General features: G+C 69.4%; 19 protein-coding genes and 1 pseudogene. 3 read left to right on the plus strand and 17 right to left on the minus strand.

The window, feature by feature from the left end:
- Positions 1 to 32: 32 nt before the first annotated feature.
- Positions 33 to 692, plus strand: a complete 660-nt coding sequence (locus BLP73_RS15235; protein WP_090746574.1) for a DUF2062 domain-containing protein — start codon at positions 33 to 35, stop codon at positions 690 to 692.
- On the opposite strand, the gene BLP73_RS15240 is transcribed toward BLP73_RS15235, so the two are convergent.
- From BLP73_RS15240 to BLP73_RS15270, 7 genes are all read right to left on the minus strand, one after another.
- Entirely contained in the window at positions 686 to 1588 is a 903-nt protein-coding gene (locus BLP73_RS15240) for an NAD(P)-dependent oxidoreductase (RefSeq protein ID WP_090746577.1), read from the minus strand. The genes BLP73_RS15235 and BLP73_RS15240 overlap by 7 nt on opposite strands.
- Before the next feature lie 10 nt (positions 1589 to 1598).
- Positions 1599 to 2738 (minus strand): rod shape-determining protein RodA, encoded by a 1140-nt coding sequence (rodA, locus tag BLP73_RS15245; RefSeq protein ID WP_090746580.1) that lies wholly within the window; start codon positions 2736 to 2738, stop codon positions 1599 to 1601.
- An 11-nt stretch (positions 2739 to 2749) separates the two neighbouring features.
- Positions 2750 to 4699 (minus strand): penicillin-binding protein 2, encoded by a 1950-nt coding sequence (mrdA, locus tag BLP73_RS15250; RefSeq protein ID WP_090746582.1) that lies wholly within the window; start codon positions 4697 to 4699, stop codon positions 2750 to 2752.
- A 13-nt stretch (positions 4700 to 4712) separates the two neighbouring features.
- Entirely contained in the window at positions 4713 to 5234 is a 522-nt protein-coding gene (locus BLP73_RS15255) for a rod shape-determining protein MreD (protein WP_090746585.1), read from the minus strand.
- Positions 5231 to 6160, minus strand: a complete 930-nt coding sequence (gene mreC / locus BLP73_RS15260) for a rod shape-determining protein MreC (RefSeq protein WP_090746589.1) — start codon at positions 6158 to 6160, stop codon at positions 5231 to 5233. Before mreC ends, BLP73_RS15255 begins: the two co-directional genes overlap by 4 nt.
- 25 nt (positions 6161 to 6185) lie before the next feature.
- On the minus strand, positions 6186 to 7220 hold the full coding sequence (locus BLP73_RS15265; RefSeq protein WP_090746592.1) for a rod shape-determining protein: 1035 nt from the start codon (positions 7218 to 7220) through the stop codon (positions 6186 to 6188).
- A gap of 199 nt (positions 7221 to 7419) precedes the next feature.
- Positions 7420 to 8982, minus strand: coding sequence for a 2-isopropylmalate synthase (locus BLP73_RS15270; RefSeq protein WP_090746595.1), 1563 nt, complete (start codon positions 8980 to 8982; stop codon positions 7420 to 7422).
- A gap of 354 nt (positions 8983 to 9336) precedes the next feature.
- Between BLP73_RS15270 and BLP73_RS15275 the strand changes: the two genes are divergently transcribed.
- Entirely contained in the window at positions 9337 to 9771 is a 435-nt protein-coding gene (locus BLP73_RS15275; protein WP_090746598.1) for a universal stress protein, read from the plus strand.
- A gap of 43 nt (positions 9772 to 9814) precedes the next feature.
- Positions 9815 to 11353 (plus strand): alanine/glycine:cation symporter family protein, encoded by a 1539-nt coding sequence (locus BLP73_RS15280; protein ID WP_090746601.1) that lies wholly within the window; start codon positions 9815 to 9817, stop codon positions 11351 to 11353.
- 54 nt (positions 11354 to 11407) lie between these two features.
- On the opposite strand, the gene rarD is transcribed toward BLP73_RS15280, so the two are convergent.
- From rarD to BLP73_RS15330, 10 genes and pseudogenes are all read right to left on the minus strand, one after another.
- Complete coding sequence (rarD, locus tag BLP73_RS15285) at positions 11408 to 12346, minus strand: EamA family transporter RarD (protein WP_090746604.1); 939 nt, start codon at positions 12344 to 12346, stop codon at positions 11408 to 11410.
- Between the two features lie 38 nt (positions 12347 to 12384).
- Entirely contained in the window at positions 12385 to 12735 is a 351-nt protein-coding gene (locus BLP73_RS15290; protein ID WP_090746607.1) for a DUF1491 family protein, read from the minus strand.
- Positions 12728 to 13663: a GTPase Era gene (era, locus tag BLP73_RS15295; protein ID WP_090746610.1), complete on the minus strand. Its 936-nt coding sequence runs from the start codon at positions 13661 to 13663 to the stop codon at positions 12728 to 12730. Before era ends, BLP73_RS15290 begins: the two co-directional genes overlap by 8 nt.
- Positions 13659 to 14349 (minus strand): annotated as a pseudogene (gene rnc, locus BLP73_RS15300) (ribonuclease III); the annotation flags it as partial. The gene era and the pseudogene rnc, both read right to left, overlap by 5 nt.
- Positions 14346 to 15143: a signal peptidase I gene (gene lepB, locus BLP73_RS15305; protein WP_090746616.1), complete on the minus strand. Its 798-nt coding sequence runs from the start codon at positions 15141 to 15143 to the stop codon at positions 14346 to 14348. The gene lepB and the pseudogene rnc, both read right to left, overlap by 4 nt.
- Before the next feature lie 78 nt (positions 15144 to 15221).
- Positions 15222 to 15644, minus strand: coding sequence for a holo-ACP synthase (gene acpS / locus BLP73_RS15310; protein ID WP_090746619.1), 423 nt, complete (start codon positions 15642 to 15644; stop codon positions 15222 to 15224).
- A complete protein-coding gene (locus BLP73_RS15315; RefSeq protein ID WP_090746622.1) occupies positions 15641 to 16375 on the minus strand; it encodes a pyridoxine 5'-phosphate synthase in 735 nt (244 codons plus the stop codon). Before BLP73_RS15315 ends, acpS begins: the two co-directional genes overlap by 4 nt.
- A 28-nt stretch (positions 16376 to 16403) precedes the next feature.
- Complete coding sequence (locus BLP73_RS15320; RefSeq protein ID WP_090746625.1) at positions 16404 to 17243, minus strand: 4-(cytidine 5'-diphospho)-2-C-methyl-D-erythritol kinase; 840 nt, start codon at positions 17241 to 17243, stop codon at positions 16404 to 16406.
- Positions 17240 to 19138, minus strand: a complete 1899-nt coding sequence (locus BLP73_RS15325; protein WP_245686689.1) for a tetratricopeptide repeat protein — start codon at positions 19136 to 19138, stop codon at positions 17240 to 17242. Before BLP73_RS15325 ends, BLP73_RS15320 begins: the two co-directional genes overlap by 4 nt.
- A 77-nt stretch (positions 19139 to 19215) precedes the next feature.
- A partial coding sequence (locus tag BLP73_RS15330; protein ID WP_139165958.1) for an electron transfer flavoprotein-ubiquinone oxidoreductase occupies positions 19216 to 20271 on the minus strand: 1056 nt, incomplete at its 5' end.

The raw sequence follows: 20271 nt of genomic DNA on the forward strand, positions 1-20271 counted from the left end.
TGTGCGCGGTGCAGAACAACCACGGGTGAGCCTTGTTCAAGCGCCGCAAACCGCGCAGCTACGGCCAGATCGCCAGCGAGTTCATCTATCCCCGCGGCGGCTGGCGCCGGGCCGGCACCTATGTGATGTACCGCCTGCGGCGCTTGCCCGACCGGCCGCACCGCATCGGGCGCGGCGTCGCGGCGGGGGTCTTCGTCTCGTTCACGCCGCTCTTCGGCTTTCACTTCCTGTCCGCCGCGCTGGTCGCCTGGATCATCCGCGGCAACATCCTGGCCGCGCTGCTGGCGACCTTCGTCGGCAACCCGGTCACGCTGCCCTTCATCGCGGTGGCCTCGGTGACGCTCGGGCGGCACCTGCTGAACATTCCGGGCGAGCTGACGCCGCACCGCATCTTCCGCGAGTTCAGCGACGCCACGGGCGAGCTGTGGCACAACATCGGGTCCGTCTTCGGGCCCAGCACCGCGCATTGGGACCGGCTGGCCGACTTTAACCAGCACATCTTCCTGCCCTACTGGGTGGGCGGGCTGATCCTGGGCATTGCCGTCTCAGTCGCGACGCATTACCTGACGGTGCCGATCTTCAACGCCTACCAGCGCCGGCGCGAGAAGAAGATGGAGGAGCGCATCGCCCGCGCCGCAGCCCGCATCGCCGCGATGAAGGCCGAGGCGCCGAAGGACCCGCCCGCTCAGTAACCACGGCTGCGGTGCACCAGATGCTCCACCGTCCGCCCCTCCATCGCCGCGCGCAGGTTCGCCGCGGCGACGGGCGCGGCGGTCGCGGCCCGCGTGTCGGCGGCGATATGCGGCGTGACGGTGACATTCGGATGCGCCCAGAACGGGTGGTCCGGGGGCAGCGGCTCGGTGCGGAAAACGTCCAGCACAGCATGGCCCAAATGCCCCGCGTCCAGCGCCGCCAGCAGCGCCGCATCGTCCAGCACCGTGCCGCGGCCCGGATTGACGATCCACGCGCCCCGCGGCAGCCGCGCCAGGCGTGATGCGTCCAGAAGGCTGCGCGTGCCGGGCGTGTCGGGCAGCAGCGAGATGAGGACCTGCGCACGGGCAAGTGCCAGGTCCAGGTCGTCCGTCACCGTGACGCGCTCGACCGGGGCGCCGCTCCGGCTGAAGCCGGTAACGGGAAAGCCGATCGCCGTCAGGTGGCGCGCCACCGCCCGGCCCAGCTCTCCCATCCCCAGAATCGTCACGGGCCGCTCGGCGGCCAGGGGCGGCACCTGCCCGTTCCGCCAGACACCGTCCTGCGCGTAGCGGTCCATTTCCAGATGCGCGCGCAGGGTCCAGCCGGTGCAGTATTCGGCCATGCCCGCCGCCAGCCCCGGATCGACCATCCGCGCCAGCGGCTGCGTCAGCGTGGCGTTGCCGACGATCCGCTCGACCCCGGCCCAGAGGCTCTGGACGAGGCGGGCGTTCACGTAGGGCGAGAAGTCCGCGATGTCGCCGCCCGGCGCGTAGATGATCGCGTCGAAGCTGGCCGGATCGCCCTCCTGCGCCAGCTCCATCTCGGGGCAGGCGTCGCGCAGGGGCGCGGCCCATTCGTCCCAAGCGCCCGGTGCGGCGGAGAAGCGGACCCTCATCGCGGGCCCCTCATCGTGGCCTGTGGACATGCGCGGACTGCACCAGCCCGAACCCCAGCATCAGGATCATCAGCGAGGTCCCCCCGTAGCTGACCAGCGGCAGGGGCGAGCCCTTGGCGGGCAGCAGGCCCATCACGGTCGCCATGTTGATCGCGAAATACAGGAAGAACGTCCCCGAGATGCCGATGGTGATCAGGCTGGCGAAGCGGTCCCGGTTCGTCAGCGCCGAATAGAGGCAGAAGAACACGATCAGCATATACAGCGCCAGAAGCGACGAGGCGCCGATGAAGCCGAACTCCTCGGCCAGCACGGTGAAGATGAAGTCGGTGTGCTTTTCGGGCAGGAAGTTCAGCCGCGACTGCGTGCCCTGCATGAAGCCCCGCCCCGACCAGCCGCCCGAGCCGAGGGCGATCTGGCTCTGGATGATGTTGTAGCCGGCGCCGAGCGGGTCGGCCGAGGGGTCGAGGAAGGTGTCGATGCGGCGGAACTGGTAGTCCTTCAGAAGCTGCCAGTCCGTGCCGCGGCTTCTCATGACCGTGACGACAAGACCCACCGCCATGCCGATCACCACGCCGAAATACCACAGCGACACCCCGGCCGCGAACATCACGATCCCGCCACCGGCGACCAGCATGATCGAGGTGCCGAGGTCGGGCTGCACCAGCACCAGCGCCGTCGGGGCGAGGATCAGAACCACCGGGATCAGCACCCAGAGCGGGCGCGAGACGCGCTTCATGTCCAGCCAGTCATAATAGGCCGCCAGCAGCAGGACGAGCGCGATTTTCATCAGCTCCGACGGCTGGATGCGGATCGGCCCGATTTCGATCCAGCGCCGCGCGCCCATGCCGATGACGCCGAACAGGTCTACCGCGACCAGCATCAGGAAGCAGGCGACATAGGCGCCGATCGAGATGCCGCGCCAGAACCACATCGGCACGAAGGCGAGGCCCAGCATCACCACCATGCCGATGGCGAAACGGTACATCTGCGGCTCGGCCCAGGTGTCCAGCCGCCCGCCCGCCACGGAATAGAGCATCAGGAAGCCGATGCAGCAGACGGCGGTGATCAGCAGCACCAGCGGCCAGTTGATATAGAGCACCTTGCGAAAGCCCGTCGGGACCTGCGCGACCTTGTAGTCGAGATAGGACATCGGACCCCTCGTCAGACCCGCGTGCGGCCGCCGCGCGGCGGCTCGGGCGCGTAGAGCTTCATCTCGTTGTGGCGCGTCTCCAGCGCCGCGCGCTGCTCGGGGGGCACGGCGTCCAGCGGCGGCAGCCCGCCGTTCAGCGCATAGAGCAGGATGTCCCGTGCGACGGGCGCCGCCGCGGCCGAGCCGCCGCCGCCATGTTCCACCACAAGCGAGATCGCGTAGCGCGGCGCCTCATAAGGGGCATAGGCGACGAACAGCGCGTGGTCGCGGCGATTCCACGGCAGCTGGTCGTTCGAGATGACGCCCCGCGCCCGCTCGGCCGCGGTGATGTTGCGGACCTGGCTGGTGCCGGTCTTGCCGGCCATGCGCCATTCCTCGCGCGTGATGCGCGAGGCGCGGGCCGTGCCGCGCCCGCCGTTCATCACCGCGTCCATGCCCATGCGCGCGACGCGCAGGGTGGCGGCGCTGATCCCCTCCAGCTCGGGCCAGACCGGGACCGGCTCGCGCCGGCCGTCGATGCTGCGGATCAGCCGCGGCGAGACCGCGCGGCCGCTGGCGATGCGCGCCGTCATCACCGCCAGCTGCAGGGGCGAGGCAAGCACGTAGCCCTGCCCGATCGAGGCGTTGAGGCTGTCGCCGATCTGCCAGCTCTGGCCGTGGCGGGCGAGCTTCCATTCCCGGTCCGGCGCGATGCCCTCGGCCACGGCCGACATCGGCAGGTCGTGGCGCACGCCAAGGCCCAGCTTGCGCGCCATGATCGCGATGCGGTCGATGCCGACCCGCTGCGCCAGCTCGTAGTAATAGACGTCGCAGCTTTCCTCGAGGCTCTTGATCGCGTCCACCGTACCGTGCCCGCCGCGCCGCCAGCAGTGGAAGCGGCGCCCGCCCAGTTCCGTATGGCCGGGGCAGAAATAGCGCGTGCCGGGATTGATCACCCCGGCCTCGAGGCCGGCCATCAGCGTGACCATCTTGAAGGTCGAGCCCGGCGGATAGACGCCCTGCACGGTCTTGTCGGCCAGCGGGCGGTGGTCGTGGTCCATCAGCGCCCGGTAGTCGGTGTTCGAGATGCCGCGCACGAAGAGGTTCGGATCGAAGCTGGGGGAAGAGCAGATGGCGGCCAGCTCGCCCGTCTCGCAATCCATCACGACGGCGGCGGCGCTTTCCTCGCCCATGCGCTGCGCGGCGTAGTTCTGAAGCGCCGCGTCCACGGTCAGCTGGACGGTCGAGCCCTGCTCGCCCTCCTGCCGGGACAGCTCGCGCATCTCGCGGCCGGTGCTGTTCACCTCGACGCGGCGGGCGCCGGCCTTGCCGCGCAGCACCTCCTCCAGCCGGCCCTCGACACCGATCTTGCCCAGCTGGAAGTCCGGCAGGCGCAGCACCGGGTCCGGTTCCTCGATGCGCGAGAGGTCGTAGTCGCTGACCGGGCCGACATAGCCCATGACATGCGCCAGATCGCCCTCGCGCGGATAGGCGCGCGACAGGGCCGATTCCGGGGTCACCCCGGGCAGCGAGGGGGCGTTGACGGCGATGGCGCTGAACTGCTCCCATGTCAGGCGGTCGGCAAGCACGATGGGGGTGATCGCGCTGCGGCGGCCGAACTCGTCCAGCAGCTCGGCGATGCGCGTCTCGCTCATCGGGATCAGCTCGGCCAGGCGGCGCAGGACCAGCTCGACATCGCCGCCCGCCTCCTCGCGCGTCAGGGTGACGCGGTAGTTCTGCTCGTTCCCGGCGATGATCAGGCCCTGCCGATCCAGGATCAGCCCGCGGGCCGGGGGCAGAAGGCGGATCTTGATCGAGTTGCCGTCCGACAGCATCCGGAACTCTTCGGCGTGGTCCAGCTGCATCGAGCGCATCTTCAGCCCCAGCACGGATGCGGTGCCGACCTGGATCAGGCCCAGCATCAGCCCGCGCCGGCTGATCTGGCGGGCGCTGTCGATGATCTCGCGCGGGGACTTCTTCATCGCCTTTGTCCTGTCACAATGCCTCGGCCGGGCTGATGCGGCGCAGTCCGACCAGCCAGCGCGCGGCGAAGACCACCAGCGGATAGGCCGCCGCCGTGGCGATGACCTGCAGAAGGACCTGGCCCAGGGCAGGCACGGGCAGCATGAACAGCAGCTGCACGAAGCGCATCCCCAGCAGCATCCCCGTCATCAGGATCGCCACGCGCAACCATTCAACCATGAAGGGCGCGTCGCGCCAACGGGGCTCTCGCCTGCGGGCGGCCTCGCTGCCCAGAAGCACGATCAGCGCCCACAGCCCGAGCGGGCGCAGAAGCAGCACGTCCTCGATCATCACGGCCAGCACGATCACCGGCGCCGAGAGCTGGTCGGGCCGGCGCAGGACCCAGGCCATCACCAGCGCCAGCGTCAGGTCCGGTCCGGGCCAGCCGACGAAGCCGCTGCTGATCGGCAGCAGCCGCAGGAACAGCAGCAGCCAGACGCAGAGCAGGAAGGCCAGCGTCCCCATGACGAAGGTGCGGCTCGGCAGCTCGATCATGGCGCGGCGGCCGTGTCCGCGGCCTCGGCGGCCTCGACGGCCTCGGGCGGCATCTGCGGGCCGATCATGCCCTGGTTGCCGCCGCGCACGATCATGTCGGTGTCGACGACGGCTTCGGCCGGGTGGCTGCGCAGGACGCGCAGGAACTCGAGCCGCCCGTAATCCGCCGCCATCCGCAGGCGCATCCGCCCGTCGGTCCCCTGCGCCACCTGCCCGACCAGCAGCCCCGAGGGGAAGACGCCGCCGTCGCCCGAGGTCACGACCCGGTCACCGGGGCGGACATTGTCGATGATCTCGATGAACTCCAGCAGCGGCAGGGGCGTGTTGTCGCCCGTCAGCAGCGCCCGCTCGCCCGTCGGCTGGACGATTACCGGGATGCGCGAGGACGGGTCGGTCAGCAGCACCACGCGGCTGGTCGAGCGTCCGACCCCGGCGATGCGGCCGACCAGCCCCAGCCCGTCCATCGTCGCCCAGCCCTCGACCACGCCGTCCTGCGATCCGACATTCAGCAGCACCGACTGCCGGAAGGCCGAGCCGCTGTCCACCATCACCATCCCGGTGACCGAGGTCAGCGCCGGATCGATCCGCACGTTGTTCAGCGCCAGAAGCTTCGAGTTCTCCTGCTCTAGCTGGACGGCGGCCTCCTTCCAGGCGGTCATGCGCTGCAGCTCGCGCCGCAGCTCCTGGTTCTGCTCGTAGAGGCGGGCATAGCTCTGGAAGCCCGCGATCATCTGGCTGACCCGCGTCACCGGCACCAGCGCCCATTCGAAGCGCGGCACGATGCGGTCGATCATCGCCGTGCGCATCTGCTCGGCCCGTGGGCTGTCGATGCGCCAGAAGAGGAACAGCACCAGAAGGATCAGCGCCAGCGTCGCGATCAGGACGCGGCGGACGGGGGTGGCATAGTCTGGTCCCTTGCGCGCCATGGGGCGGGCCTTTCAAGCGGCCGGATCAGCTGTCGTAGTCGATGACGTGGCGCAGCTGCTTCTCGTATTCCAGCGCCTTGCCGGTGCCAAGCGCGACGCAGCTCATCGGCTGGTCGGCCAGGCTGATCGACAGGCCGGTCTGCTCGCGCAGCGCCAAGTCCAGCTCGCCCAGCATGGCGCCGCCGCCGGTCAGCATCACGCCGCGGTCCACGATGTCGGCGGCCAGGTCCGGGGGCGTGGCCTCCAGCGCGACCATGACCGCCTCGCAGATCGCCTGCACCGGCTCGGACAGCGCCTCGGCGACCATCGCCTGGCTGATCTCGATCTCTTTCGGGATGCCGTTCAGAAGGTCGCGCCCGCGCACCATCAGCGTGGCGCCGCGCCCGTCATCTGGCATCCGCGCGGTGCCGATCGAGGTCTTGATGCGCTCGGCCGTGGATTCGCCGATCAGCATGTTCTGGTTGCGGCGCAGGTAGTTGATGATCGCCTCGTCCATCCGGTCGCCGCCGATGCGGACCGAGCGGGCATAGACCACGTCGCCAAGCGAGAGGACCGCGACCTCCGTCGTGCCGCCGCCGATGTCGACGACCATGCTGCCGGTCGGCTCGGTGATGGGCATGCCCGCGCCGATGGCCGCCGCGATCGGCTCGGCGATCAGGCCGGCCTTGCGGGCGCCGGCGGACAGGACCGACTGGCGGATCGCGCGCTTCTCGACCGGGGTCGCGCCATGGGGCACGCAGACGATGATCTTGGGCTTCGAGAAGGTCGTGCGCTTGAACACCTTCTTGATGAAATGCTTGATCATCTGCTCGGCGCTGTCGAAATCGGCGATGACGCCCTCGCGCATCGGGCGGATGGCCTCGATGCTGCCCGGCGTGCGGCCCAGCATCAGCTTGGCGTCCTCGCCCACCGCCAGGACCTGCCGCTTGCCGTCCTTGACGTGGTAGGCCACGACCGAGGGCTCGTTCAGGATGATGCCCTTGCCCTTGACGTAGATCAGCGTGTTCGCCGTCCCGAGGTCGATTGCGATGTCGGTCGAAAACAAACCGCCGAATGCCATGCCCGTATCCTTTTCGCGCCGGTTTTTCCGGCCTGCCCCATGCTGAGCCGCGGGCCGGGCTTTTCGCCCTGAATCAATCGCGGCGTGCCCCGTATAGAGGCGCAATCCCCACCGGGAAAGCCCCGTTAAGGTTTGGCTCGCGGAATGGGTGAGTGATGGGGCAGCGCGGACGCACTGCCCCCGGTTGCAGGCGGCGCGCCTAGTGCGAATACATGCTGATCTGCTTGGCGTCGCTGTCCGGCCCGGTCATCTCGCGCCGCACGATCAGCCGGTTCAGCGCGCCGACATAGGCCTTGACCGAGGCAAGGATCGTGTCCGTGTCGGCCGCCTGGCCCGTCACGATGCGCCCGTCCTCCTCCATCCGCACGCTGACCGTCGCCTGCGCGTCCGTGCCCTCGGTGACGGCGTGGACCTGGTAGAGCAGCAGCCGCGCCTCGTGCGGGAAGATCTGGCGCACGGCATTGAAGCAGGCGTCCACGGGGCCGTCGCCGGTCGTCTCGGCGCGCTTCTCCTCGTCGCCGACCAGCAGGGTCAGCGCGGCGGACTGCCCGTCGCTGCCGCAGACGACGCGCAGGTGGCGGACCTGCAGGTGGTCGCTGTCGGTATTGGCCGCGCTGTCCTGCATCAGGGCGACGATGTCGTCGTCATAGACCTCCTTCTTGCGGTCGGCCAAGGCCTTGAACCGCACGAAGACGTCCTTGAGCTGGTTGTCCCCCACCTCGTAGCCCAGATCGCGGAGTTTCGCGCGCAGGGCGGCGCGGCCCGAATGCTTGCCCATCGCGATGTTGGTCTCGTTGAGGCCGATATCGGCGGGGCGCATGATCTCGAAGGTCTCGACGTTCTTCAGAACGCCGTCCTGGTGGATGCCCGACTCGTGCAGGAAGGCGTTCTTGCCCACGATGGCCTTGTTGTATTGCACCGCGAAGCCCGACACGGCCGCCACGCGGCGCGAGATGCCGATGATCTTGGTCGTGTCGATGCCGGTCTGGTAGGGCATGATGTCGTTGCGCACCCGCATCGCCATCACGACCTCTTCCAGCGCGGTGTTGCCGGCCCGCTCGCCGAGGCCGTTGATCGTGCATTCGATCTGCCGCGCCCCCGCCTCGACCGCCGCCAGCGCGTTGGCCGTCGCCATGCCAAGGTCATTGTGGCAATGCGTCGCGAAGATGATCTCGTCCGCGCCCGGCACCCGCTCCAGCAGCATGCGGATCAGGTCGGCGCTTTCGCGCGGGGCGGTGTAGCCGACCGTGTCGGGGATGTTGATCGTGGTGGCGCCGGCCTTGATCGCGATCTCGACCACGCGGCAGAGATAGTCATGCTCGGTCCGCGTCGCGTCCATGGGCGACCACTGCACGTTGTCGCAGAGGTTGCGGGCATGGGTCACCGTCTGGTGGATGCGCTCGGCCATCTGGTCCATGTCCAGGTTGGGGATGGCGCGGTGCAGCGGCGAGGTGCCGATGAAGGTGTGGATGCGCGGGCGGCGCGCATGCTTCACCGCCTCCCAGCAACGGTCGATGTCGGGTATCTGCGCGCGGGCCAGCCCGCAGACCTGCGCGTTCTGCGCCTGCCGCGCGATCTCGCTGACGGCGGCGAAGTCACCCTCCGAGGCGATGGGGAAACCCGCCTCGATGATGTCCACGCCCATCTCGTCCAGCATCTGGGCGATCTCCAGCTTCTCGGCATGGGACATGGTAGCGCCGGGCGACTGCTCGCCGTCGCGCAGGGTGGTGTCGAAAATCAGGACGCGGTTCTTGTCGGTCATCGCTCTCTCGCTCGTCTTCGGGTGCCTTGGGGAACCGGGCACTGACCTGACTGAGCGGCGGCCCGGAAGACCCGCTCAGCGCAGCGTGAGAAGCAGCAGGCCCCGGAGGTTGACTGCGAATCGCGCGCCGAAGGGCGCGGTCGAGGCCGAGGAGATGTGGCACATCCGGGTCATGCGCGAAATATGACGTCCCTGCCGGGGGAAGAAAAGACCAAAAATGACGCGGCGGCACCCCGTGACGGGCAGCTTCCGCCGATGTCACGGACGCGTGACATTTTGTCTGGTCGCATGGCGAAGGGCGTGCCTATGCTTTTCGCACCAAGCCCCACAAGACAACCAACAGATGAGGGAACAATGGCTAGCAAGATCGTCGTCGGCTACGACGGCTCCGAGGCGGCCGAGCGTGCGCTGGACTTCGCCATGTCGCGCGCCGACCTGTCGGGCAACAGCCTGGTGATCGCCCATGTCCTGGAATGGTCGCCCTACAGCTTTCTGACCCCCTCCGAGGTCGAGGAGCGGCATCGCCGCCGCACCGAGGAGATGCAGCGCGCCGAGACCGCCATCCTCGCGCCCCTGACCGCGCGCATCCGCGCGGCCGGGATCGAGGTCGAGACGCTGATCCGCTACGGCCACACGGCGGAAACCATGTGCCGCATCGCCACCGAACAGGACGCGGCGATGATCGTGATCGGGCGGACGGGCCATTCGGGCTTTGCCGCGCGGCTCTTCGGCTCGGTCGCGGGAACGCTGGCGCAGGTGGCGCCGGTGCCCGTGGTGATCGTGCCGTGATGAACAGGGACAAGAATACGGACATGACAGGGAGAACAACAAAATGATCCGTCATCCGAAGCTCATTCTGGCCGCGATGGCCTGCCTGCTGGCGGGGCCGGCGGCCGCGCAGGGGCTGGACGCCGCCATCGACGGCTTCTTCGCGACGACCACCGGCTGGTTCGTCGCCATCATCTTCTCGAACTTCCCCGGCACCACCTTCCCCTGGATCGTGGGCTGGCTGGTGGCCGGCGCCACGATCTTCACCGTCTATTTCGGCTTCATCCAGTTCCGCGCCTTCGCCCATTCGATCCGGCTGGTGCGCGGCGACTACTCGAACCCCAACGACGCGGGCGAGGTCAGCCACTTCCAGGCCCTGACCACGGCGCTGTCGGGGACGGTCGGCCTTGGCAACATCGCCGGCGTCGCCGTCGCGGTCAGCATCGGCGGGCCCGGCGCGACCTTCTGGATGATCGTCGCGGGCCTTCTGGGCATGGCCGCGAAGTTCACCGAATGCACCCTGGGCGTGAAGTACCGCAACGAATACGCCGACGGGACCGTCTCGGGCGGGCCGATGTACTACATGGTCAAGGGCTTCGCCGAGCGCGGCGTTCCGGGCGGCAAGGTCATGGCGGTGCTGTTCGCGATCTTCTGCATCCTCGGCAGCTTCGGCGGCGGAAACATGTTCCAGGCGAACCAGGCCCATGCCCAGATCACCAACGTGCTGGGCAGCTATCCCGGCTGGATCACCGGCGTCGTGATGGCGATCGTGGTCTTCCTGGTCATCGTCGGCGGGCTCAAGTCCATCGCCAGCGTCACCGAGAAGGTCGTCCCGTTCATGGCCGCGCTCTACGTGCTGACCGCGCTGATCATCATCGGCATGAACTACGACATGATCGGCACGGCCTTCAGCCAGATCTTCGCGGGCGCCTTCACCAATGACGGCGTCGTCGGCGGGGCCATCGGCGCGCTGATCCAGGGCTTCCGCCGCGCCGCCTTCTCAAACGAGGCCGGCGTCGGCTCGGCCGCCATCGCCCACAGCGCCGTGCGCACCAAGGAGCCGACGACCGAGGGGTTCGTCTCGCTGCTCGAGCCGTTCATCGACACGGTGGTGATCTGCACCATGACCGCGCTCGTGATCATCATCACCGGCCAGCTGGTCAGCGACCCGGCGACGGGCATGTTCCTGCTGAACGAGGCCGGCACGCAGATCCAGACCGTCACCGGCAACAACGGCGTGGCGCTCACATCGGACGCGTTCAGCAGCCAGGTCAGCTGGTTCCGCTACGTGCTGGTGCTGGCGGTGGTGCTGTTCGCCTTCTCGACCATGATCTCGTGGAGCTATTACGGCCTGAAAGCCTGGACCTTCCTCTTCGGCGAGGGCCAGACGAAAGAGCTGATCTTCAAGCTGCTCTTCTGCTTCTTCGTCGTCGTCGGCGCGGCGTCCAGCCTGGGCGCGGTCATCGACTTCTCGGACGCGGCGATCTTCGCGATGGCGGTGGTGAACATCCCCGCGCTCTACATCCTGATGCCCATCGTGAAGCGCGAGATGAACAGCTACCTCGCGCGGCTGAAGTCGGGCGAGATCCGCAAGTTCCAGTAGGGCTTGCGCCACGACAGGGGGCGGGTGCTGCGGCGCCCGCCCCTTTCCTTGGGCTCACTGCATCCGCTTCGTGGCCGCAGCGCGCCGGTCCCGCCGGCGCTGCCCTGCTTGGCGCAGCAGGGTGACCGAGTAGATCACCAGCGCCGCCCAGATCATCGGGAAGGCGATCAGCCGGGCGCCGTCGAAGGGCTCTCCGAACAGGAACACTGCGCAGAGGAAGATCATCGTCGGCGCGATGTATTGCAGGATGCCGATGGTGGAGAGGCGGATCAGCTTCGCGCCGTTCGCGTAGAACAGCAGCGGGATCGCCGTGACCGGCCCCGCCCCCAGCAGCAGCAGCGTCGTGTCGATCTGGCCCGGCCCGAAGCTGCCCGCCCCGCCGAGCGCCTGCCAGATCAGAAAGCCCGCCGCAAAGGGTGTCAGCAGCAGCACCTCCAGCGTGAAGCCCTGGTTCGGGCCAAGCGGCAGGCTGCGCTTGCAATAGGCGTAGACGCCCCAGCTGAGCGTCAGCCCGATGGCCACCAGCGGCAGGCTGCCCGCCTGCACCGTCAGGATCACCACGGCCGAGGCCGCCAGCGCGATGGCCGCGAACTGCCCGCGCGACAGCCGCTCCTTCAGCAGCGTCGCGCCAAGGAAAACGCTGAAGAGAGGGTTGATGTAGTAGCCGAGCGCCGCGTCCAGCGCGTGATCGTTCGCGATGGCCCAGACATAGATCAGCCAGTTGACCGAGATCAGCCCCGCCGTCAGCGCCGCCATCGCCAGCAGCCGCGGCTGGCGCAGCGCCGCCAGCACCTCGCCCTGCCGCCCCTGCCACAACAGCACCGCCCCCGCGATGGGCAGCGACCAGATGACGCGGTGCGCGATCACCTCCAAGGGCGGCACATGGGTCAGCGCCTTCATGTAGATGGGCAGGAATCCCCAAATGCCATAGGCGGCAATGGCATAGACAAGGCCACGCGGAGAATCGGTCTGCGGAAGGGGGGCGTTGCTCATGCCGTTGCATAGGCTGCAAGCAGATGCCGCACCAGAGGCTAGTGAAGCCCCTCTTCCTCCAGCAGCGTGCGGCCCTCGCGGCTCTCGATCTCGACGATCCAGAGGTCGGGATCGCGGGCGCGGGCGCGGGCGGCGGCGGCATCCACCTCGGCCTCCGGCCCCGCGGCGATCGCGCGCCAGGGGCGGGTGTCGGTTTCGAAGTCCCACTCTCGCTGCCACAGGGTCGCAGTGCCGTCGAGACGGGCGCATTTGACCAGAACCGCCCCCGCCACCTCGTCGCCCCGGCGCAGGATGTAGGCCGGGATGTTCGCCAGCCCGAGCCGCTTGAGATAGGCCGCGACCCAGAGCCCGGCGGCGAGGCGTGGTGCAGGTGTTGGGGCCTCAGCCATCCCCGTCCTTGAAGTTCAGGCCCATCTCGTCATAGCGCTCGGCCTCGTTCAGCCAGTTCTCGCGGACGCGGACCTGAAGGAACAGGTGGACGCGGCGGCCCATGAACTCCTCCAGCTCGGCCCGCGCGGACTGGCCCACGGCCTTGATCGTCTCGCCGCCCTTGCCCAGCACGATGCCCTTGTGACCCTGCCGCGCGACATAGACGACCTGCTCGACCCTTGCGCTGCCGTCCGTCTTCTCCTCCCAGCCTTCCGTCTCGACGGTCAGCTGATAGGGGATCTCCTCGTGGAGGCGCAGGGTCAGCTTCTCGCGCGTGATCTCGGCGGCGATCATGCGCATCGGTAGGTCAGCGATCTGGTCCTCGGGATAGAGCCACGGCCCCTCGGGCAGCTCGCTGCCCAGCCAGGCGCGCAGGTCGGCGCAGCCATAACCCTTCTCGGCCGAGATCATGAAGGTCTGCACGAAGGGATAGGCCTCGTTCATCTGCTTGGAAAGCGCCAGCAGCACCTCGGCCTTCACCCGGTCGATCTTGTTGATGACCAGCGCGACAGGCGTGCCCTGCCCCAGCTGCTTCAGCTGCTCGATGATCGCCTGCACGCCCTCGGTCGCGCCGCGATGCGCCTCGATCAGCAGCAGCACGAGGTCGGCGTCCGAGGCCCCGCCCCAGGCCGCCGCGACCATGCTGCGGTCCAGCCGGCGGCGCGGGCGGAAGATGCCGGGCGTGTCCACGAAGACGATCTGCGCCGGCCCCTCGATGGCGATGCCGCGGATGCGGGCGCGGGTCGTCTGCACCTTGTGCGTGACGATCGAGACCTTCGCGCCGACCATCTGGTTCAAGAGCGTGGACTTGCCGGCGTTCGGCTCGCCGATCAGGGCGACGAAGCCGGCGCGGGTCTCGCCCTTGGGTTGGGTTACTTCTTCGGTCATGTCTTGTCCTCAAGCCGGGCCAGCAGGGCCTGCGCCGCCGCCTGCTCGATGCTGCGTTTGGTGCCTGCGCCGCGGGCCTGCGCCTCGCGGCCGTCGGCCAGCTTCACGGTGATCAGGAAGACGGGCGCGTGATCCGGCCCGCTGCGTTCGGTCTGCTCGTAAGAGGGCGGCGGCATCCCCTGCGCCTGCGCCCATTCCTGAAGCGCGGTCTTGGCGTCGCGCGCATCCTCGGCGACGCTGTCCAGACGGCCGGCCCAATGGCGCAGGACGACGTCCCGCGCCGCCTCGAAGCCCGCATCCAGATAGATGGCCGCCAGCACGGCCTCCATCGCGTCAGCCAGAAGCGCCTCCTTGCGGCGCCCGCCCGACATCATCTCGGAGCGGCCGAGCTTCAGCACCTCGCCAAGGCCCACCTCGCGCGCGATGGCCGCGCAGGTCTCGCCCCGCACCAGGGTGTTGAAGCGGGGGGCTAGCTGGCCTTCGCTGGCGCCGGTATCGGCCTGGAACAGCGCCTCGGCCATGATGAGGCCCAGGACGCGGTCGCCCAGGAACTCCAGCCGCTGGTTGTCGGGCCGCGTCGCACTGGCGATCGAGCCGTGGGTCAGGGCGCGCACCAGAAGCTCGGGCCGGGCGAAGTCGTGGCCAAGCCGCGCCATGAAGGCGCGGATGTCGGCGGAAGGCGTCACTCGACCGCCTTGAAGAAGCGGTCGGACCGCCAGGTCCAGAAGTACAGCAGCGAGCGGCCGGCCGACGAGAACATGATCCGGTCCGCGCGGCCGATCAGGTACTCCTCGGGCACGAAGCCGAGGCCGCCGATCTCGGCCGGGAAGCGCGAGTCTTCCGAGTTGTCGCGGTTGTCGCCCATGAAGAAATACTGCCCCGCCGGGACCACGAAGGTCGGCGTGTCGTCGGCGATCCAGCCGTCGGTGATGTTCAGGATCGAGTGGCTGCCAGAGGCGCCCGGCAGCGTCTCGACATAGCGCTCGGACAGGCACTCGCCGCCCTGCGAGACCGGATCGTTGGCGCAGCGCGGGATCAGGCCCTGCGGGCCCTGCTGTTCCTTGACCTCGACGAAGTCGCCGGCGCGGGTGACGGGGACCTCCTCGCCGTTCAGCCACAGCCGGCCGCCGCGCATCTGCACCTGGTCGCCGGGCAGGCCGATCACGCGCTTGATGAAATCGACGTCGCGCGTGGGGTGGCGGAAGACGACGACATCGCCGCGCGCGGGCGCGCTGCCCAGGATCCGGCCCGAGATGGGGCACATGGAGAAGGGGCAGGAATGGGCCGAATAGCCATAGGCCATCTTGTTGACGAAAAGGAAGTCGCCGATCAGCAGCGTGTCCTTCATCGACCCCGAAGGAATCCAGAAGGGCTGGAAGAACAGCGTGCGGAAGATGCCCGCGATGACGAGCGCCCAGAAAACGGTCTTGATCGTCTCCCAGATGCCTTCCTTCTTCTTGGGTGCCACGCTGTCGGCCATCGCAGGTCGTCCTTCCGGTTCATCGCAGGGGCGGCCCCGGCCGCGCCCGGCCCTTCTGGTCCCCGCAGGGGGCCAAAGTCAAGGTTTGGGGGCGTCAGACGCAGCGATGGGGCGCGCCTCGATCACCACGAAGGCCTGCGCCCAGGGATGATCGTCGGTCAGGGTGACATGGACCAGCGCCTCGTGGCCCGGCGGCGTCATCGCGGCCAGCCGGTCCGCCGCCCAGCCCGTCAGCGCCATCACCGGCTGCCCGCTGCGCAGGTTCGACACCGCCATGTCCCGCCAGCTGATCCCCATGGCCAGCCCCGTCCCGAGCGCCTTCGAACAAGCCTCCTTGGCCGCCCATCTCTTGGCGAGCGTCCCGGCCTCGTCCTTGCGCCGCGCGGCCTTGGCCAGTTCGGTCGGGGTGAAGACGCGGTTGCGGAAGCGGTCCCCGAACCGGTCGAGCGTGCCCTGGATGCGCTCGATATTGGCGAGGTCGGTGCCGATGCCGAGGATCACGCGCGGGCCGCGTCCATGCAGCGGCGCATCTCGCGGATGGCGCCGTCGAGGCCCAGGAAGACGGACTCGGCGATGAGGAAATGGCCGATGTTCAGCTCGGCAAGTTCCGGGATCGCCGCGATGGGGCCGACATTGTCGAAGGTCAGGCCGTGGCCGGCATGGACCTCCAGCCCGAGGCGCGCGGCGAGGGTCGCGCCCTCGCGCAGGGCCGCAAGCTCGCGGTCGCGCGCGTCATGGCGGCCTTCGGTGTCGAGGTCGCAATAGGCGCCGGTGTGCAGCTCGATCACCGCCGCGCGGATGCGGGCGGCAGCCTCGATCTGGGCGGGCTCGTGGCCGATGAACAGGGACACCCGGCTGCCGGACTCCCGCAGGGGGGCGATGAACTCGGCCAGCATCGCCTCGTTGCCGGCGACGTCGAGGCCGCCCTCGGTCGTGCGCTCCTCGCGCTTCTCGGGGACGATGCAGACGGCGTGTGGGCGGTGGCGCAGGGCAATGGCCTGCATCTCGGGCGTCGCCGCCATCTCGAGGTTCAGGGGCAGCGTCAGGTGCGCCATGAGCGCGTCGATGTCGGCGTCGCTGATGTGGCGGCGGTCCTCGCGCAGATGGGCGGTGATGCCGTCGGCGCCGGCGGCCTCGGCCAGGCGAGCGGCGCGCAGCGGGTCGGGCCAGGGCGTGCCGCGGGCGTTCCGGATGGTGGCGACGTGGTCGATGTTGACGCCAAGGCGCAGCATGGGGTCCTCCGCAGGGTTTGGCGGCATCCTAGCGGGCGGCCGGATCGGGCGCCAGTTCGCTGGCGACGGCCCACCAGCCGGGGCGGCCGAGTGCCGCAGCCGCCTCAGCCGCCGCGCCGGCGGTGGCGAAGATGCCGAAGCAGGTCGCGCCCGACCCCGACATGCGGGCAAAGCCCGCGCCCTGCGCCTGAAGCGCATCCAGCACCTCGCGCACCTGCGGCGCAAGGGCGATGGCCGGTGCCTCGAGATCGTTGCGGGTCTGCGCCAGCCAGGCGGTCAGGTCCGATGCTCGTGCGAAGCGCGGGACCGGGGGCAGCGGCGGGTTGTCCTTCCGCGCCAGCGCCGCGAAGACGCGCGGGGTCGCCACCGCGATGCCGGGATTGACCAGCACCAGATGCAGCCGCGGCAAGGGTGGCAGGGGCGTGACGATCTCTCCGACGCCTTCCATGCGAGCGGGACGCGAGGCGAGGCAGACCGGCACGTCCGCGCCAAGCCGCTCGGGCGCGGGCGGCAGCTCAAGGCCCATCCGCTTCAGGGCGCGCAGCACGGCGGCGGCATCGGCCGATCCGCCGCCGATGCCCGAGGCGACGGGCAGGTTCTTGGTCAGCCGGATTCGCGCCTGCCCGCCGACCATCCGCGCGGCGCGCAGGCAGAGGTTGTCCTCGTCCGTCCCCAGGCCTGCCGCGAAGGGACCGTCGATCTGCAGCGCCAGCGGGCCGGGCGTCAGCGCGACCTCGTCCCCCACCGCGGCGAAGGCGACCAGCGAGTCCAGCAGATGATAGCCGTCCGCGCGCCGGCCCGTCACATGCAGCGCCAGGTTCAGTTTCGCGGGCGCGGGCTCGATCCACGCCCCGTCCGCAAGGCTCATTCCGAGGCGTCGGCTTCGGTCTGCGGCTGCGGCGCGGCGCGGCTGTCGGTGCCCGCCTCGTCGGCCAGAACCGCGTCGAGGCCGCGCTCCAGCTTGGCGCGGATGCGGGCGGGATCGACCTCGCCGCTCTCGGCCGGTTCCAGCGACAGGGCGCGCTTCCACTGGATCTCGGCCTCGCGCGTGCGGCCGACCTTCCAGTAGATGTCGCCCAGATGGTCGTTCACCAGCGGGTCCGAGGCCATCGTCGCGATCGCCTGCTCCATCGGCGCGACCGCCTCCTCGTAGCGGCCGAGGCGGTAGTAGGCCCAAGCCAGCGAGTCGAGGATATAGCCATCGCCCGGCGCCAGCTCGACGGCCTTCTTGATCATCTCCAGCGCCTGCTCGAGGTTCTGGTTCCGGTCGATCCAGGAATAGCCGAGATAGTTCAGAAGGCTCGCCTGGTCGGGCCGGATCTCGAGCGCGGCCAGCAGGTCGGCCTCGGCGCGCTCGAACTGGCCCGCGCGCTCTAGCGCGATGCCCCGGGCATAGAGCGGGAACCAGCGCGCCTCGGGCGGGGCATCGGACAGAAGCTGCAGCGCCTTGTCATAGGCGGGAACGGCGGTCGTGTATTTCTCCTGCTGGCGCAGCACGTCGCCAAGCGCGACCCAAGCCTGCGCCAGCGACGGATAGGCGGCCGACAGGGCCAGCGCGGCGTTTTCCGCCTCGGGTCGGCGACCGGCGCGGGCAAGCGCGTCGATGCGCGACAGCTCGGCCGCGGGACGCAGCTGGCCCATGGCACGCACGGCCTCGTATTCCGCCTCGGCCAGGTCGAACTGCTGGCGCTCCTGCAGCAGCTGGGCGGCGATCAGGCGCGCCTCGGCATTCTCGGGCGCCAGCCAGACGGCGAGGCGCGCATGGATCAGGGACAGCGGCTCGGGGTCGGGACCGCCGGAAAGGGCGCTGGCGAAGGCAAGAAGCAGTTGCGCAATCCCGTCGGACGGTCCGCCGACGATGTCGAAGGACACCGGCGCGCCCGCGGCAAGCCGCGCCTGCAGGTCCAGAAGCTGCGGCTCCGCCTCCAGCCCGGGCAGGCCGGCCAGCAGCGCCTCGGCCTCGTCGCGGCGGTCGAGCTGCGCCAGCACCTGGACGCGCGCCACCAGCCCGAGCAGGTGATCCCCCGTCCCTTCCTGCGCCAGCAGCGCCTCGGCCGAGTCGTAGTCACCGACGATGGCCTGCGCGAGCGCGAGGTGATAGTTCGCGACCGGCGCCAGCGACTCCGAGGCGGCAAGCGCCTGGAACGCCGCCAGCGAGTCCGAGCCCCGGCCCGCGCCCATCAGCGCCCAGCCCTGGATGGTGCCGTCCATCAGGTCCTCGGTGATCGGCAGGTCGACGCTGCGCGAGGTCTCGAGGAAAGCCAGCAGCTCGTCCCATGCTCCGTCCTTGACCAGCTTGGCGCGGTGCAGAAGCCCCGCCAGCTCGGTCGCGCTGCCCGACAGGACCATCCGCTCGGCGAAGGCGACGGCGCGATCCAGATCGCCCGCCGAGGTCAGCGCGACGAGGGCGCTGTCCTGCAGGTAGGGGTCCGACGGGTCCTGCGCGACGGCCTGCACGAAGTAGCGGGCGGCGGCGCGAAAGTCGTTCTCGACGGTGGCCATGCGCGCGGCGAGATAGGGGCCGGCAAGGCCGCGGGTCAGCGGCGCGGGGCCTGCGGGCGCGGCGGCGGGCGCCGAGGCGGCGTCCTCGGCAGGCGTCCCCGGTGCGTCGGCGGCGGGCGGCGCGTCGCCTTCGGCCCCACCCTCCATCTGGACGGGGATCGGCCGGGGTTCGGGCCGGTCGCTGTCATCGGCCAGGGCGGGGGCGCCCAGCAGCCCCACGAGCAGCGCGATCCACAGCGGGCGGGTGCGATCGAGGGTCACGATATTCCTTCCGGCCTTCACAAAAACGTTTGGATGCAGCCTAGCCCCGCCCCTGCCGCGCCGCAACGTCACCTGCATCACATGTTCGGGTAGTTCGGCCCGTCGCCGCCTTGGGGGGTGGTCCAGACGATGTTCTGGCTGGGGTCCTTGATGTCGCAGGTCTTGCAGTGCACGCAGTTCTGGAAGTTGATCACGAAGCGCGGACCGCCCGCGTCCTCGACCACCTCGTAGACCCCCGCCGGGCAGTAGCGCTGCGCCGGCTCGGCATATTCCGGCAGGTTCACCGCGATGGGGATGCTGGGGTCGCGCAGCTTGAGGTGGCAGGGCTGGCTCTCCTCGTGGTTGGTGAAGGAGAAGGCCACGTTGGTCAGCCGGTCGAAGCTGAGCACCCCGTCCGGGCGCGGGTAGTCGATCGGCGTGTGGTCCGCCGCCTTGCCCGTCGCCGCCGCGTCGGATTTGCCGTGGCTCCAGGTGCCGAGCGGGTTCCAGCCGGTGACGTTCGCCACCCACATGTCGAAGCCGCCCAGCATCAGGCTGCCAGGCAGGCCCAGCTTCGACCAGATCGGCTTGACGTTCCTGACCCGCTTCAGGTCGCGGCCGATGGGGCCGGTCCGCACCGCGGCGTCATAGTCGGACAGCACGTCGCCTTCCCGGCCTGCGGCAAGCGCCGCCGCCGCCGCCTCGGCCGCCGCCATGCCCGACAGCATCGCGTTGTGGTTGCCCTTGATCCGCGGCAGGTTCACCATCCCCGCCGAGCAGCCCAAGAGCATGCCCCCCGCAAAGGCCATCTGCGGCAGCGACTGGAAGCCCCCCTCGCTGATCGCGCGGGCGCCATAGGCGACGCGCTTGCCGCCCTCCAGCAGCTCGGCCACCATCGGGTGGTGCTTGAAGCGCTGGAACTCCATGTAGGGATAGAGGTGCGGGTTCTTGTAGTTCAGGTGCACCACGAAGCCGACGAGGACCTGGTTGTTCTCGAGATGGTAGATGAAGCTGCCGCCGCCGGCGTTCTTGCCGAGCGGCCAGCCCATCGTGTGCACGACCCGGCCGGGCTTGAACTTCTCGGGCGCGACCTCCCAGATCTCCTTCATCCCGAGGCCGAACTTCTGCGCATCCGCGCCCTTCGCCAGGTCCAG

This window comes from Paracoccus tibetensis, assembly GCF_900102505.1.
GTDB lineage: Bacteria > Pseudomonadota > Alphaproteobacteria > Rhodobacterales > Rhodobacteraceae > Paracoccus > Paracoccus tibetensis.